Below are 17,079 nucleotides of genomic sequence, written 5' to 3' on the forward strand. Positions count from 1 at the left end.
ACCCAAATATTAATTTGAATTTAAAATGAAAAAAATACTTTCCCTTGTAGTTCTTGTGGCAGCATTCACTTCCTGTGAGCAGAACGTACAATTTAATAATCCGTCGCTTCAGGGTGAAAAGAACTATGGTTTATGGAGAGCTGCTGATGCACATGCTACCATTGGTGCAGACGGATCGGTTACAATCGAAGGGATCACGGTAGATGAGCAGGTGATTTTAAGAACATCTTCTTTCCAAAACGGAACGTATCCGTTAGGGACGACAAACCAAAGTAACAGAGCCAGTTTCATTTCGACGATGAACGGAATGGAAGATATCTATACGACAGGAGTTTTTAGCGGACCAGCGAGTAAAATTGCTTTAGAAAACGGGGGGACAGGATATACCAATAGTACTTCTGTTTTTACATCGGGCGGTTCCGGAACCGGATTACAGGTTGCGATTCAAACGACAGCCGGAGTGGTGACTACGGTAGCGATTCACTTAAGAGGTACCGGATATGTACCGGGCGATATTGTTACTATTGTAGGTGGTGATAATCAGGCAAAATTCCGAGTAGTTAATGTTCAGGGAAGTGATGGCGAAATCAAAATTGAAAGCATCCAGGACGGAACGATTACCGGAAGCTTTAAATTTAATGCGAAAAACGATAACGACAGTATTGTAAACTATCAAAAAGGAGTATTCTACAGAATTCCGATTTATTAAATCGAAATATATAAAGATACAAAACCACCTTTCGAGGTGGTTTTTTTATGAATTATAAATGTCTGAAATGAATAAATATTTGGCTTTTTATGATTTTAACACTCGATAAAAACACGCCAACTTTGCCTCATATTTATTGATGGACTTATGCATCGCAACACGCTGGTTTTTTTAAACCACAAAAAGAAGAGTATTTCAGGCAAGCTACTCACTATCATTTTACTGCTTTCGGGTACAGTAACGATAAACGCCCAACAAATTACCAGGCTAAAGCTACACGATGCCTGGCAAATGGCCGAAAAAAACAACCGGTTTATTCAAAAAGCCCATATCGACGAACAGGTTTCCGGTGAAACGGTCAAAACCAAAAAAGAACTCCGCTTACCCGAAGTGGAATTGCATTCCCTGTATTCCAGAATTACCAATCTGACAGAGTTTCAAAGTGGCTTTCTTCAGGGAAAACAGGTCACTAAAACCATCCCCGAAATCTACGAGGTGTCGGCAGCATTCCGAATGCCGTTATATGCCGGAAATAAAATCAACCATACGGTAAAAATAGCAGAAAAAGAGTCGGAGTTAATGACTTTAAAATCCGAAAAAACGACCAACGACGTAAAGTTACAGGTTGTAGCGTCGTTTTTGGGAATCTATAAAATGATGGCGCTTCAGGAAATAATTGACGAAAGCATCCAGGAGGAACAGGAACGTCTAAAAGAAGTACAGTCGTTTAAAAAACACGGAACGGTCACCAAAAACGAAGTCTTACGCGCCGAATTGCAATTATCCGATCGGGAACTGGATGCACTCACCAACCGCAAAAACATTGCGATAGCACTACACGATCTAAAAACCATGATGCAACTTCCGGAAGGTCAACTCATAGAACCCGATACGACGCAGTTGCTCTCCGGATTAAAACATATCGAAAGTTACGACTACTTTTTAAAAGCGGCTTTGGATAACGAAGAGATAAAAATGGCGCAAAAGGAAATCGAAATCGGACATTTGGAAAAGAAACTCGTAAAGTCCAATTATTATCCGACGATTAGTTTGTTTGGAAATTACAGTTTTAAATATCCGAATTATATGTTTTTTCCGCCGGATCCGTACCTCTATTCGTTGGGGCAAGTGGGGATTGAAGCCACATTTAATCTTTCCACTTTGCATAAAAACAAAGCAAAATCCCGTATAGCCGATCAACAATTGGAGCGCCAAAAAATGGAAGCCGGCATTGTAAAAGATGCTGTCGAGGATAAAATATTTGCCGATTACAGGCACTATCAGGAAAGTCTCGCCCGGATTCCGGTAACCGAAAAAGCATTGGCATTGGCAGTCGAAAACTACCGGATTGTCAAGTTAAAATACCTGAACCAGCTGGTTTTGATCACCGAAATGATTGATGCCGATAATGCATTGCTGGAAGCCCGATATAAAAATACGGCTACCAAAATTGAAGCCGCGATGAAGTACTACGAGCTACTGCATACGGCCGACCGATTACACTAATTAGTCCAACTCAATATTCTAATTCAATTTTTACAAGATGGGAAAACAAAAGGCGCCAGGGGCACATCGTTCTTTTCATACATTGATCACCGTAATAGCCGGTTGCATCGTTTTTTGCGGAATCGTTCTGGGAATCTGGTTCCTGATTTTCTATAACAACCACGAGGAAACCAACGATGCGCAGGTTGATCAATACGTCACACCGGTTATGGCTCGGGTAACCGGATTTGTACAGGAAGTGCGCTACGAGGAAAATCAGTTTGTCCGTAAAGGGGATACGCTGATCGTAATCGACAACCGGGAATATAAATCCCATCTTGACCGGGCGCTGGCCGATGTTAACCATGCGCGTCAGGATATAAAAGTAATCGAAAACAGCGTGGCTACCGTATCGAATAAAACCGCCGAACAGGAAGCGCAACTCGAAGCCGCACGTACGGAAGTCTGGAAAACCGGACAGGATTACCAACGGTATAAGGCTTTATTAAAGGAAGAGGCGGCGACCGAACAACAATTGGAACAGGTAAAAGCCGCCTATGAAACGGCTGAAGCCCATTATAACGAAATTCAGAAAATCATTCGTACAACGGCTTTAAATACAACAGAAACCCGTTCGAAACTGCCAACGGCTGCGGCTGTAGTGCAATCCAATCAGGCGATGGCAGACAATGCCTCACTTTTCCTGTCGTATACTATAATAACAGCTCCGTATGATGGTTGGGTGGGTCGGAAAACGATACAACCGGGACAAATGGTCAAAGAAGGACAAACGTTGGTCTCGATTGTCAGTAAGGAAAAGTGGGTAACGGCGAATTTTAAAGAAACGCAATTACAATACCTTACCATCGGTCAGGAAGTGGAATTAAAAGCCGATGCGGTGCGGGGACGTGTTTTTCGCGGAACGGTGGAATCGTTATCACCGGCCAGTGGTGCGCGTTTTTCCCTATTGCCGCCCGACAATGCGACGGGTAACTTTGTTAAAATTGAGCAACGGATTCCGGTTCGGATCAAACTGGCTGAAACAGATGATCAAACCGAGTTTTTACGGGCGGGGATGAATATAATTGTAATAGCCGAACACCAATAGGCGATGTCGCAAACTAGTGTTTTTAAGCCCTGGGTTCCCAATTGGGCGATCATTCTGATTCTGATTGTGTGTATGTTGCATTCGATGGTATTGTTGGGGGTATATACCGCGAATGTGACCTATTCGGCCAGTTTTTTGGATGTGGATGTGGAAGACTTGCAGTTTTCATTATGTGTGACCTATGGAACCTTTCTGGCTACGATTTTGATCGAAAGCCGACTGTTTAAATTTTTTCCGACCAAAAAGTATTTTGTAACGATTTACAGTCTGGCGGCAATCACGTTTATCTTGTCGGCCTATACCGATAATTATTCCGTGTTTATCATGCTACGGATGGTCGAGGGGGTATTAATGGCTTTACCGTGGATTCCGTTGCGTCAATTGCTGATCACCCGGTTTAAATCCAAAAATGCAGTGATCATAGGGTTTAGCTGCAATTATGGAGCCTTGTTGTTGGCATCGCCTTTTATTATGAATATCGCCGTTTGGTTACTCGAAAATTACGACTGGACGTATATGGCTTATGGTTCGGCCCTATTTCAAATACTTTGTGTGGCGTTGGTTATGCTGACGTTTAACAACAATCGGTTTCATAAAAAAATCCCCTTGTATCAGGTCGATTGGGCGAGTTATATCTTGGTGTTGACGGCTATCCTATGCGGATCGTTTTTCTTTATTTATGGAGAGCGGAGATACTGGTTTGATTCGCCGCAAATCATTCTATCGTTGCTCATAACTTTAGTTGCCGGCGGATTGTTTGTGATCCGACAACAATTGGTAAAAAGACCTTGTTTTGATATGAATGTGTTTCGCTATGCGAATCTTCGAACCGGTTTTTTTCTTTTTGTGATTTTTTATATTGCCCGGGCGACACTAAATATGTGTCATAGTGCGATGTTTACCGTTTGGAATTGGGAACCCTCGCGCGTGGCACAGGTGCAATACCTTAATGTGATCGGAAATGTAATCGGAATGGTTTTGGCGGGTATCTTTCTGGCAAAAGGCATAGCGACACGGCTTATTTTTAGTCTTGGTTTTCTGATTTTTGCGATCTATCATTTTTGGTTTACCTTTTTATTTGTGCCCGATGTGGCGCTATCGGATATTCTTATTCCGTATATGTTACAAGGTGTAGCAGTTGGTGTTTTATTTGTACCGTTGGTGTTGTTTACGGTATCGTCGGTTCCAACACATTATGCGCCTTTTTCCGGTACGGTTGGTGTAAGTGGTCGTTTTTGGGGAAGTACAATCGGTTTTTGTATTCTGCAAAATGCTCAGGTGTTTTTGCAGCGATCGCATTTTACAAAACTCCGCCAGTTTGTATTGTCCGAAAGTCCCGTAACCAGTGAGCGATTGGCAAAACTGACCCAAAGTTTTCTAGCGAAAGGATTTACAGCTGACGAAGCCTATAAATTAGCAGTGCAACAGTTGATTCAGGCCGTCTCCAAACAATCGGTATTATTGTCTGATATGGAAATTTTTACCGTAATCGGATACGGACTTTTGTTTTTAGTAGTCCTATTATTACTCAATAGTCATCTAAAACAAACCTTCGATCTGTTTAAAAACCGCGTATGGGGTAGTTAATGGCTGTTAACAAATTCTGCTATATTCTTTCTCTAAAAAGCAGTACATTTGAAAATTACTTTTTTTTAAAATACGACAGATTTTAAAATACTGATTTTTAGCTATGTACTTGATATTTGATACCGAAACAACTGGTTTACCGCGAAGCTGGTCGGCACCCATTACCGATACCGACAACTGGCCGCGTTGTATCCAGATTGCCTGGCAGCTGCACGATGAAATGGGGAACCTGGTCGAACACCAGGACTATCTGGTAAAGCCCGAAGGGTTTAATATCCCGTACGACGCCGAACGTATCCACGGTATCTCGACCGAGTTGGCCATGGAACAGGGTGTGGCACTAATGGAAGTGCTCGAAAAATTTAATATTGCGCTGTCAAAAGCCAAATATATTGTAGGTCAGAATATTGGTTTCGACGTCAATATTATGGGATGTGAATTCCATCGGATGAACGTGGGAAGTGATATGGCAAAAATGCCGATTCTCGATACCTGTACCGAAGTGACCGCCGAATTGCTAAAATTGCCCGGAGGTAGAGGTGGAAGATACAAACTACCTACACTAACGGAGTTGCACCAGTATTTATTTGGAGTACCATTTGCCGAAGCGCACAATGCGACTGCCGACGTTGAGGCAACGACTCGCTGTTTCCTTGAACTGATCAAACGGGAAGTATTTACCAAAGAAGAACTGGATGTGGATCCGGAATACTTCTTTAACTTCCGCCAGAACAATCCGGGTGAAATCAAACTGATCGGTTTAAAGCATATCAACCTGAAAGCGGCATCCGACGAAATCCGGAAGCGTTTGCAACAGCAAGAAGGAGAAAACCGTCAAACCGTTTCGGAAGAAGACAAAAAAGAACTTAAAGATGCGGCGTTTGCTCATTTGCACAACCATACCCAATTTTCCGTATTACAATCAACGATCGGAATTAACGACCTGGTAAAAGAAGCCGTGAAATTTAAAATGCCGGCTGTCGCGATGACCGATACCGGTAACATGATGGGAGCTTTTCAGTTTGTAAGTGCGGTGTTAAACCACAACAAAGCAGCGGCGGCCAAAAATAAAGAAGCCGAGGAAAAAGGGGAAGAACCAACCGAAACGGAAGTAAAACCGATTGTAGGTTGCGAATTCTACATTTGCGAAAATCATAAAGACAAAACCAAAAAAGACAACGGTTATCAGGTGGTTTTTCTGGCTAAAAACAAAAAAGGCTACCACAATCTGGCCAAAATGTCATCGATAGCCTATACCAGCGGATTTTATTATGTCCCGAGGATCGACAAAACGGTAGTCGAACAATACAAAGAAGATATTATCGTGTTAACCGGTAACCTTTACGGAGAAGTACCGAGTAAGATTTTAAATATTGGAGAGAACCAGGCCGAAGAAGCTTTGATCTGGTGGAAAGAGCAGTTTGGTGAAGATCTTTATATTGAAGTGATGCGCCACAATCAGGAAGATGAAAACCGGGTAAATCAGACCCTGATTTCATTTTCTAAAAAACACAATATCAAGCTTGTAGCGACCAATAATACCTACTATGCGGCCAAAGAAGATGCCAATGCACACGATATTTTACTTTGTGTAAAGGACGGAGAAAAACAGGCAACGCCAATTGGTAGAGGACGTGGTTATCGCTACGGTTTACCCAATCAGGAATACTATTTCAAATCGGGAGACGAAATGAAAAAGCTTTTCGCCGATCTGCCGGAAGCGATTCTTTCGATTCAGGAGATTGTCGATAAGATTGAAACCTATTCCCTTTACCGTGATGTACTACTTCCGAAATTCGATATCCCGGAAGAATTCCAGGTGGCCGAAGACGAAGAAGATGGAGGGAAACGAGGTGAAAACAAATTTTTACGTCACCTGACCTATGTCGGAGCGGCAAAACGCTATAAAGAAATAACCGATGACATCCGCGAACGACTGGATTTCGAATTATTGACGATTGAAAAAACAGGTTATCCGGGTTACTTTTTGATCGTACAGGATTTTATTGCCGAAGCCCGGAACCTCGATGTATCTGTAGGACCCGGTCGTGGATCGGCAGCGGGATCGGCGGTAGCGTATTGTCTTGGAATTACCAATATTGACCCGATTAAATACGACCTCCTTTTTGAGCGTTTCCTGAATCCCGACCGTGTATCCATGCCCGATATCGATATCGACTTCGACGACGAGGGTCGTGGTCGTGTTATGGAATACGTAATCAATAAATACGGATCGAACCAGGTGGCTCAGATCATTACCTATGGTAAAATGGCAACCAAATCGGCGATTCGGGATACGGCGCGGGTATTGGACTTGCCATTATTTGAAGCCGATCGTATTGCGAAACTGATTCCGGGAATGATGCCATCCAAATGGAATCTGGCGCGTTTTCTGGCGGAAGAAGAAGATCAGGTTAAAAAAGCCCTGAAATCGTCGGACGAATTTGACCGCGTTAAAGAGCTGATCGCAATTGCGAAAGAACCGGATCTGGCGGGCGAAACCATTCAGCAGGCCAAAACACTGGAAGGATCGTTGCGAAATACCGGGATTCACGCCTGTGGGGTAATTATCACTCCGGACGATATCACGAATTTCGTACCGGTTACCACGGCAAAAGATTCCGATTTATATGTGACCCAGTTTGACAACTCCGTAGCCGAAAGTGCCGGATTGTTAAAAATGGACTTCCTGGGTCTGAAGACCCTTACATTGATAAAAGACACCGTAAAATTGGTGAAATACCGAACCGGAACCGAACTGGATCCGGAGAATTTCCCGATCGATGATGTAAAAACATACGAACTGTTCCAGCGTGGTGAAACCGTAGGGATCTTCCAATATGAGTCACCCGGGATGCAGAAATACATGAAGGAGCTAAAACCAACCGTTTTTGCCGACCTTATTGCGATGAACGCCTTGTATCGTCCCGGACCGTTGGAATATATTCCGTCGTTTATCCGCCGTAAAAACGGAGACGAACCGATCGAATACGATTTGGATGCCTGCGAAGAATACTTAGGGGAAACCTATGGTATTACGGTATATCAGGAGCAGGTGATGCTACTGTCGCAAAAACTGGCGAACTTCTCCAAAGGTGATGCCGACGTATTGCGTAAGGCGATGGGTAAAAAACAAAAAGAGGTACTGGACAAAATGAAATCCAAGTTTATCGATCAGGCGGTAGCCAACGGGCACGACGCGGTAAAACTGGATAAGATATGGAAAGACTGGGAAGCCTTTGCGAGTTACGCCTTTAACAAATCCCACTCGACCTGTTATGCGTGGATTGCGTATCAGACCGCCTATTTAAAAGCGCATTACCCGGCCGAATATATGGCAGCGGTACTGTCGAATAACATGAACGATATCAAACAGGTATCCTTCTTTATGGAAGAATGTAAGCGAATGGGCTTACAGGTATTGGGGCCTGATGTAAACGAATCGTTTTATAAATTTACGGTAAACGAAGACTATGCCGTTCGTTTCGGAATGGGAGCGATCAAAGGTGTAGGAGGAGGTGCTGTAAATACGATTGTTGATTGTCGAAAAGACGGTAAATACCGATCGATATTCGACCTGGCAAAGCGAATCGATTTACGGGCGGCCAATAAAAAAGCCTTTGAAAACCTGGCACTGGCCGGAGGATTCGACTGTTTTGCTGCGACACACCGGGCGCAGTATTTTCATACGGATGGCGATAACCTGACGTTTTTGGAAAAAGCAATTCGCTATGGCGCAAAATTTCAGGAAAATGAAAATTCCTCACAGGTAAGTCTTTTTGGAGAAGCCAGTGATGTGCAGATTCCGGAACCGGTAGTACCGCCATGTGAAGAATGGAGTACGATGGAAAAGCTGGCGAAGGAAAAAGAAGTAGTAGGGATTTATATTTCGGGCCATCCGTTGGACGATTATAAATTTGAAATGAAATATTTCTGTAATGCGAGTCTGGACACCTTAAAAAACATGGAGCAGCATGTTGGGAAAAACCTGAGTTTTGGTGGAATTGTAACCGGAGTAGAGCACCGTGTGGCTAAAAACGGAATGGGATTTGCCAGTTTTAACCTTGAGGGCTATGATGAAAGTTACCGTTTTTCGATGTTTCGGGAAGATTATCTAAAATACCGTCATTTTCTGGTAGCCAATTACTTTATGTATTTTAAAGTGAATATCAAGGAAGGCTGGGTAAATAAAGAAGGGAAACGCACGGAACCGCGGATTCAGTTTTTAGATGTCAAACCATTGCAGGATGTGTTAGCATCTTTTGCTAAGAAACTGATCATCCAAATGAATATAGCGGAGTTGCAGCAAAACCTGATTGCCGAATTGCAGGAGATTTTCCAGATGAACCGTGGCGATCACAGTGTGACTTTTGAAGTGATGGAACTTGAGAAAGTCAAACGGGTTGTAGAAATACCAGCGGTAGTAGAAGACGATGTTGTTACCGATGAGGTATTGGAAGATACCGAAATCGATATCCCGGAAGAAAAAGAAGAAATTCGGGTGGTGACGAAATTGAGCATGCCGAGTAGGAAGTTAAAAGTGAATATTTCGGGCGAATTGCTACAGGAATTGGAAAAGATGCAACTCAATTTCAGACTGAATTAAAGGTAGGCGTTTCGTTTTCGAATATCCGATTGGGATTTCCTTAAAAAAATGTGAAATCGATTTTAACAATTCGGGCATAATGAAAACTGATTTTAAGGCACTAAAAAAATGAAAATAAAAAGCTACTTTTGTAGCTACAAATCCTAAAAGAAAATAAAATGGCACAAGCAATAACAGATGCTACTTTTGAAGAATTAGTATTGAAATCAGATAAACCGGTTTTGGTTGACTTTTGGGCGGCATGGTGTGGTCCTTGTAGAATGGTAGCTCCGATCATTGATCAATTGAGTGAAGAATATGCAGGAAAAGCCGTTATCGGGAAAGTTGATGTAGATGCTAACCAAGAGTTTGCGGCGAAATATGGCGTACGTAACATTCCTACCGTTTTGGTATTCCAAAATGGTGAAGTAGTGGGACGTCAGGTAGGAGTTGCTCCAAAGCAAACCTATAGTGATGCAATCGACGCATTGTTATAATCCTTCCGATTATTCGATATAAAAAGCCCCGCCATGGCGGGGCTTTTATATTTAACACCACCTGTCAGGTGTTAAATATAAGTTTCATTAAAACGAGAGTTTAAACCCAATTCCGTTGGAATTAGCTGTAAGCTGTATATCATAGGAACCGGTATTGCCTACTGTTTTTAGATTTTTGTTATAGTGTTCAATACTTTTATTCAATTTTTTTGATTTTCCACAAAAGACAGTAATTGATAATACAGTAGCAGCCAACCCCACATAGGTAAGAGGTGTAGGATATTGGACATCTGCAGAGGCGCCATACATCACATCGCTAGCGGTCAATCCGATACCTAAACCCAATAAAATTCCTCCAATTATAGTCTTGTTACGTACTTCTTGATACAATTCCAATGCCACAGTATTGAACTGAAGTAACTCTAGTACTTCTCTGTTTTTAAGTTTTTTTTCCTACATAAATATCTCATTTCTTTTCAAAGATAACTCTTGTGAAAAGACCAAACTGCTGATAAGTAATGCTAAAATTACCATTGCTTTTTTCATAATTTGACTATTCTAAAGTTGGGAGCGTATAATACTTGTTCTGATAAAGGTAGTAACTGTACTCTATGTCTATTTATTCAGTAATCATTTGTCTTTAGTTTAATGCTATTTGTACGTTTTATAATTGACCGGGGTTTGTACTGTTCTTACAGTACCTTGCCAGAAATTACCGATGGTTAGTGCGGCTCCAGAAACAGAACTAAAGCTATTATAATCCATAGCCTAAATTTTCTATAAAAGAATTCCCTTTATACCAGATACTTTGGTTTGTTCTTAGAACTATTTCAAGACTAAAATCGTTCGTTTGATCTTATGACATTTTGTCTATTCTAATACAATTAGTAAATGAGCAGTCATGATTGCAACGGCATTAGGGGCTATAATGGTCTCTTTTAAATAGCAGAAAACTTTCTAATAATTTTAATTAGCTATATTTATGAATGAATTCGTATACTTTATTCCTCAGCATATCAGAATTCAATTTATAATTTAAATTTGCAGTCAAATCTATAATCATATTGTTTGATTTTGTAATAACAAAAAAATGTTCTTTACCTTGTATAGTTACAATTAGTACCATATCAACATTAATTTTTATTTGTTTATGTTTTTTTATAGCGGTATTATTCAATAGAAACTCAAAAATATTTACATCTTCAGTTTTTACATAGGTAAACGAAGTGTCAATTTCATAGTCCAATGGAGAAATAAAAATGTTTTTCAGTAAAGAAGTGGTTCCTGCTTTGTAAAAGTTTTTATAGATAACAATTTTTTCAATTATTATTTCTTCTTCTATTGGCTTATCTGTACCATAAAAAAATAAATAGATTAATAATAAGTAATTAATTTTAATGATTATTTATATAAGTGTGAGTAAACATATATGGTCTCTTAGCCCATTCGCCTAAAATTCTTATTTCCTTTATTTTGAATCATATCTATACACAATTTACTATATGAATCTTACTTACCCTCATTTTATATAAATAATCCTAAGAAAGATATTTAGACTTATTTTTTAACCAGATACTCATAAGGTGAGTTTAGAAAATTTTTAAAGTCCTGATTAGGTTCCTTTAGATTATAATCTCCATTATATTTATTGTAATAATACATCTGAAAAATACCGTATCTGATTTTTTTTATTTTAGATGATTTCTTTACATTTTTTAATTTGAATTTTCTCTTTCCTTTAATTCCTTCATATTGAAAATAATAACAAGAACTATCTTTATACAAATAACACTTCTTGTTTTGACTTGAAGCCAATGTATTTATATTATCTATTTTTTCAATCTTTCTAAAAAGGATAATATAATCTCCTCCCATTTTAATTGATGTTCCTCCAATTTCGCCAACAATAACGGGATCATCAATATTTGAAATATAAACAACAAACCCTGGAAAAACCTTTCCTTCGTAAATGTCATTTTTTGAAACTAGAAAACAAGTTAAAAGAATAGTGTAAAAAATAGTCGTACTCATAATAATTTTAGTTTTAAATTATCTTGTTAAATAATGACTTAGGTAAGTTCTAAAACCGATTCCTCTTAAATATACTTGAGCGTGTAAAATGTATGGATGAATCCCGATATTAAGAAAACCAGACATATTTAGGACTCTGCTAGTATGGGTAACACAACTACTAAAATACACGTTATATTTTGGAGGATTTTTAGATAATTCCATGCCATAAGAATGTATTTTACTTTTGTTTACCCCTGATATTGTCGATCTCCATAGTGGTGATCCATCGCTTGTATGATTCATCCAATTATTACTACCTCTAACACTTTTAAATGGATTTAATGAAAAATCTTGATCAGGAGGGCCAAAGGAGACAATAGAAGAATTATTATTAACAGTACCAGGTTCAACCAAAGCAGAATGGCCAATAGTATCAGAATGCTCCGTTGTTAATTCGAGACTTCCAATATCTTTTGAACTGAAACCTACCATAGCATCATTAAAATTTGCAATCGCTCCCAATCCATATCCAACATTTTCATACCATTTATTCCCTTTTTTACCCAAATATCCCCAGCTACCATTGGTAAAATCATAAGAAGCAACTCCAAGGCTTACAGAAACAGGCGTTTGACAACCGGTATAAATAGACGTTCCTAATGAATTAATAAACGAGGCACTCGCTATGGCGGCAGTGTTAGCCATAGGCATACCAGAGCTTGCGACTATCGATCCGGTACCTCCAGATATACTGCCAACAACTGCCCCGGCAGTCATATAAGCCCAGGTTTTTCCAGAACTGTAATCCCATTTAAAAGGGTTTGTTGTTCCGTTGGCAATACTTCCGCCGCTCCACATACCAATATCGGCACCAATTGCCCACGGTAAGAATACCTGTCCACCTGGAATAATACAGGCAAGTGCAGTAAAAATAAACTCTCCGTCAGGATCAGTATATTTTAGGGGGTTGTTCCAACAATAGCCATACCGGTTATAGTTTTGGGTATTATAGGGATCCTGCACATAATTATCGGGTGACAGGAATCGGCGTAATTTCGGATCATATATGCGTCCGTTCATATTGATAATCCCGATACTTTGCAGGTGTTCATGCCCGGTATACCCGCGATCCAACAAGGTTAGCCCGGCCAGTTGATGCCCTTTTTCGTCCTGTACTTTTAGTAGTTTTCCCCAAGGATCAAAAAGTCGTTTTTCGATAAAATACCCATCCAGATTGGATAGTACGACGTTACCTCCTTGATAATACCGAAACAGACTCAAAATAGCTTTTATCTAATGGTCGTTTAAAATTAAAGTTTTTACTTTCGATATGTCTTTATATAAGATTTAATGTCTTTGTTTAGTCACTATTTGTCTAATGCGGACATTTATTTAGTCAACTTTTTTCAGGACGAGACAATTCTTAATGTCGATTTTTATTGACTCATTTATTTTACAATCTGGACAACTTAAGTATCTATAACCTGTCCTAAAGCTATCGGTAATAGCATCATTAATAAATTCTTGTCCATACTGTTTACAAACAAATTTGCTACTTTGCTCTCCTGTAATTTTACAACCTTTAAAGATCAACTTCACAAGCTCTCCCTCAATAACAGCCCAATAACCATGTAAACCTCTAATCATAAAAACAAAAACATTAGGATTCTCCAAAATGTATTTATGGATTTCCTTTTCTATTTTTTTGTTATCTGACATTACGGGCCTTCCATGCAAAGAAAATGGAACATTATTTATACTGTCTTTCTTTCTGTTTTCTTCATTGTAGGAATCAAAAACCTCAAATGCCCCAACCTTTAGATTATCTTCTTTAGTCACAACAAATACCATCTGGAATAAGAAATTCAGCTTAAATGCTATTAATGGTTCAAGATTATCCCCACACTTATATGACTGTTGATTCCACCCCAAAACGGGTATTGAAATAAAATCTAATTCTTCTACTTTGTATTTATTTGATAACAGAGTTGTTGAAAAAACAGGGGTAATGCTATTTTTTTCTTTTGAATTTAAATTCATAAATCGCTCTTTAGCAACGTATTTATATCCGTATTTGTCATAATTAAAGTATATTTTATCTTGTTGTGCCATCAGCAAATTGCTACAGACTATTAAAATTAAATTTAAAACAGTTGCTTTCATACTAATATACTCCGAAAATTAAGTGGAAAAGATTGACACTTGTGAACCTTGTGGTTGACCCTCCGGGATTCATTACATTAATAATAAATCGCCCATTATCAAATATTCTCACTCTGGTTACGACCGTAGCATGACCAAAAACAATTCTTTGTCCAGCAGAATTTACACCCCCACTGATTCCGGTATTATAATTTAAAACAACTGCCTTATTTGTACTCATTGTATTAGCAATATCACTAGCAGTCGAAACAGGGTTAGAAGTATTTATTGAAATTGGTCTTGCCCCATATCCAGCTTTACCATACATACGCCCGATTTCTACATCAGTAAGCCCTTGGCCATTTCCTGGTTCTAATGTTTGAAAGTAATTTTGATTTCTTCCATTACCATAATAATCGTCAACACTCTCAGCACAAGCATAATTACAATCATATTGTCCAGTTTGATTTACTTGTGGTATAGACAAATTTACGTCTACTGTTTTTGTTCCGCCATGCCAGAAATTTCTTCCATCAGTAGCAGCAGAAATTCCACTAGAAATTCCACCAAGTAAGGCACCAGAAGCTCCTCCAATTACCCCATCTTTAGCTCCGTTCCATAATGCTTGTCCAAAGTTCTGTCCTGCTATTAAACCATTTCCAAAACCTGTTGTAAATCCAGCACTAAACCCAGCTCCACCACCTATAGCTGCACCGGTTGCAAAACTTGTTGTTGCCGTCATTGCCGCTGAAGAACCAATAAATCCGGCACCAAAAGAACCTCCAATCATTGCAGAACTTATTCCTGCTCCTACACCTACACCTAATGCTCCTGCTGCTGCCCCAATTCCAAAATATCCAAGACCTTTTAAGTTGAATTTTGCTCCATGTGTTGCCCAGTTTACAATTCCGCCAATAACGGCACCTATAATCAAATGTATAAACTCTCCGTCAGGATCGGTATATTTTAGGGGGTTGTTCCAACAATAGCCATACCGGTTATAGTTTTGGGTATTATAGGGATCCTGCACATAATTATCGGGCGAAAGGAAACGGTGGAGTTTTGGGTCGTATATCCGTCCGTTCATATTGATAATCCCAACACCCTGTATATGCTCGTGTCCGGTATAACCACGATCGAGTAGTGTAAGTTTGTCTAGGTTATGACCATCTTTGTCCTGTACTTTTAGCAGTTTTCCCCAGGGATCAAAAAGTCGTTTTTCGACAAAATTTCCGTTTTGATCGGAGATTGCAACTATGGTTCCCTGATAATCCCGATGCAGGTAAAGGTACTCGCTTGTGGTTCCATTGTCTTTAAAAACGACCGGAGCACTATAAGCATCACCACCTACAAAAAATACAAAAGTAGAGACACCTGTTTGCTGATTGGTGGTAATTTCCATCGAACCGTCGGTGGCATAATCCTTTCGGAAAGGCTGTTGTTCCGGGGCTTGTAATCCGCCGTAATACATGGTGTTTCGAAAATGATCGGATGTATAGGAAAAGGCTACTTTTTCCACCCCGGTTTCGGTAATGGAGATTGGTTTTTTAAAAAGGTCGTACATCACATGCAACTGACGCAAATCGGTTTTTGGATTTTCAGTTTTTCGAATTCGGATATCGTCAAACCAGACATTTCCACCACCGTTATTATCGACCCGGATGTTTAGTTTTTTGATATGAGCCGGGACATATACGGTTCGTTCCAGATACACCCATTGGTGGGTCACCTCGGTATATTTGTCGGCCACGAGGGTATAATACCCGGTTTCAGTCTCGGAATTCATAAACAGAAAAATCTGAGAAGAAGGTCCGTCACTATATACCCATCCGGAAAACGTATAGGAAGCGCCATGCGGGTTATCAATCGGAATCCAGTGATCGGAATGTAAGGTTTTATCCGAGTCGGTCGGATTATGAATTTTTAGCGAATATTTTCCGGATTTGACTTTGGAATCGTCGTAAGTCGGTTTGCCGAAGATGTCCCATCCGAATCCCAAATCCGACCATCCCTTTTGTTCTTCCATGCCATCATTAAAAATCCCTTCCCGGTTTTGATAGTAGGAAGCGTCCGCTATGTTCAAGTCGATGGAAGTGTTCTGATAGACTTTATTGACATCGGTATAGTTATACTGACCTAAAATATTTTTGGTAATACGACCACGATCGTCGTAGTGCTGTTCTTCAATAAGCTGTTTTCCAATCCATAAGTCATCGATATAGAAAAAGGTTGTGGTTCCGACATCGTTACCCATACCATCTTTATCGATATTTAAAGTGATATAAGGATATTGCGTAACCGTATGCTCGAATTCAAGAACACCATTTTGAGCATACCCTTTAAACGATTCATGACCCAATCCACTATCCGGATCGTATTCCACTACCAATACACGAACTTTGTTGGTAGTTCCTTTGTCGACCTTAACTTTTAGGGCTAATTGGTCACCTGCTTTAGCCTGCGTTAACAATGTCTTTTTAACACCGGCATAGCCTTGTGTTGCGGTTACTTTTAGCTGGCCGTTCTCATTTGTTGGGATGGCTCCGAATTGTGTTCCGAATTCACCGGTTCCCGAGCGAAAATCGTCACTGTGAAGGGTTATGGTTTGGTTCTTCCATTGCACGAGTCGATCCTGATTGTCGTATTGAAAAGTAGCTGAATGGTTTAATAGATTGTTTTTTCGCGCGGTAAGATTTCCAGTTTGGATATCAAATTGTGTGGTTTGATTCAGCATAGGTCGTCCAGCGGAGGTATTCCGATTGGGATGAAAGGTGTCAGCTTTAAGCAGATAACCATATTCGTCGTATTGATTGCCTAACTGTAAACCATTTCCAAAGGTTCCCCTTGTAAGTTGATCCCTGGAGTTTAGAGTATGTTCGGTCCATAAAACCTGACCGTTACTATCGTCGGATATCTGGTAGCGATAGCCCAGACGATAGCCATACCGAAAGGT

Annotated in this window: 11 protein-coding genes; 6 read left to right on the forward strand and 5 right to left on the reverse strand. The window is 40.0% G+C overall.

All coding sequences use genetic code 11. The features are described 5' to 3' along the window. Positions 1–25: 25 nt before the first annotated feature. The 6 genes from E6C50_RS14820 (at position 26) to trxA (ending at position 9,971) form a co-directional block, all read left to right on the forward strand. Positions 26–709, forward strand: coding sequence for a DUF6252 family protein (locus E6C50_RS14820; RefSeq protein ID WP_136404015.1), 684 nt, complete (start codon positions 26–28; stop codon positions 707–709). A gap of 147 nt (positions 710–856) precedes the next feature. Further along, positions 857–2,215 (forward strand): TolC family protein, encoded by a 1,359-nt coding sequence (locus E6C50_RS14825; RefSeq protein WP_136404016.1) that lies wholly within the window; start codon positions 857–859, stop codon positions 2,213–2,215. Positions 2,216–2,252: 37 nt separating this feature from the next. Further along, on the forward strand, positions 2,253–3,302 hold the full coding sequence (locus E6C50_RS14830; RefSeq protein WP_136404017.1) for an HlyD family secretion protein: 1,050 nt from the start codon (positions 2,253–2,255) through the stop codon (positions 3,300–3,302). 3 nt (positions 3,303–3,305) lie between these two features. Next, on the forward strand, positions 3,306–4,889 hold the full coding sequence (locus tag E6C50_RS14835; protein WP_136404018.1) for an MFS transporter: 1,584 nt from the start codon (positions 3,306–3,308) through the stop codon (positions 4,887–4,889). Between the two features lie 103 nt (positions 4,890–4,992). Then, positions 4,993–9,495, forward strand: coding sequence for a DNA polymerase III subunit alpha (dnaE, locus tag E6C50_RS14840; protein WP_136404019.1), 4,503 nt, complete (start codon positions 4,993–4,995; stop codon positions 9,493–9,495). A 158-nt stretch (positions 9,496–9,653) separates the two neighbouring features. Next, positions 9,654–9,971: a thioredoxin gene (gene trxA, locus E6C50_RS14845; RefSeq protein WP_136404020.1), complete on the forward strand. Its 318-nt coding sequence runs from the start codon at positions 9,654–9,656 to the stop codon at positions 9,969–9,971. An 87-nt stretch (positions 9,972–10,058) separates the two neighbouring features. Here trxA and E6C50_RS14850 read toward each other — a convergent pair whose 3' ends face one another. The 5 genes from E6C50_RS14850 to E6C50_RS14870 all read right to left on the reverse strand — a co-directional run. Next, positions 10,059–10,367, reverse strand: coding sequence for a hypothetical protein (locus tag E6C50_RS14850; protein WP_136404021.1), 309 nt, complete (start codon positions 10,365–10,367; stop codon positions 10,059–10,061). 1,161 nt (positions 10,368–11,528) lie between these two features. After that, positions 11,529–12,002: a hypothetical protein gene (locus E6C50_RS14855; RefSeq protein WP_136404022.1), complete on the reverse strand. Its 474-nt coding sequence runs from the start codon at positions 12,000–12,002 to the stop codon at positions 11,529–11,531. A gap of 18 nt (positions 12,003–12,020) precedes the next feature. Next, the gene (locus E6C50_RS14860) at positions 12,021–13,265 is read right to left on the reverse strand and encodes an RHS repeat domain-containing protein (protein WP_230979017.1); all 1,245 of its coding nucleotides are present in this window, start codon (positions 13,263–13,265) and stop codon (positions 12,021–12,023) included. A 111-nt stretch (positions 13,266–13,376) separates the two neighbouring features. Next, positions 13,377–14,096 carry a hypothetical protein gene (locus E6C50_RS14865; RefSeq protein WP_211089554.1) on the reverse strand — a complete coding sequence of 240 codons (720 nt, stop codon included), beginning with the start codon at positions 14,094–14,096 and terminating at the stop codon, positions 13,377–13,379. Positions 14,097–14,148: 52 nt separating this feature from the next. After that, a partial coding sequence (locus E6C50_RS14870; RefSeq protein ID WP_136404024.1) for an RHS repeat-associated core domain-containing protein occupies positions 14,149–17,079 on the reverse strand: 2,931 nt, incomplete at its 5' end.

The sequence above is a fragment of the Flavobacterium supellecticarium genome, assembly GCF_004801375.1.
Taxonomy (GTDB): Bacteria; Bacteroidota; Bacteroidia; order Flavobacteriales; family Flavobacteriaceae; genus Flavobacterium; species Flavobacterium supellecticarium.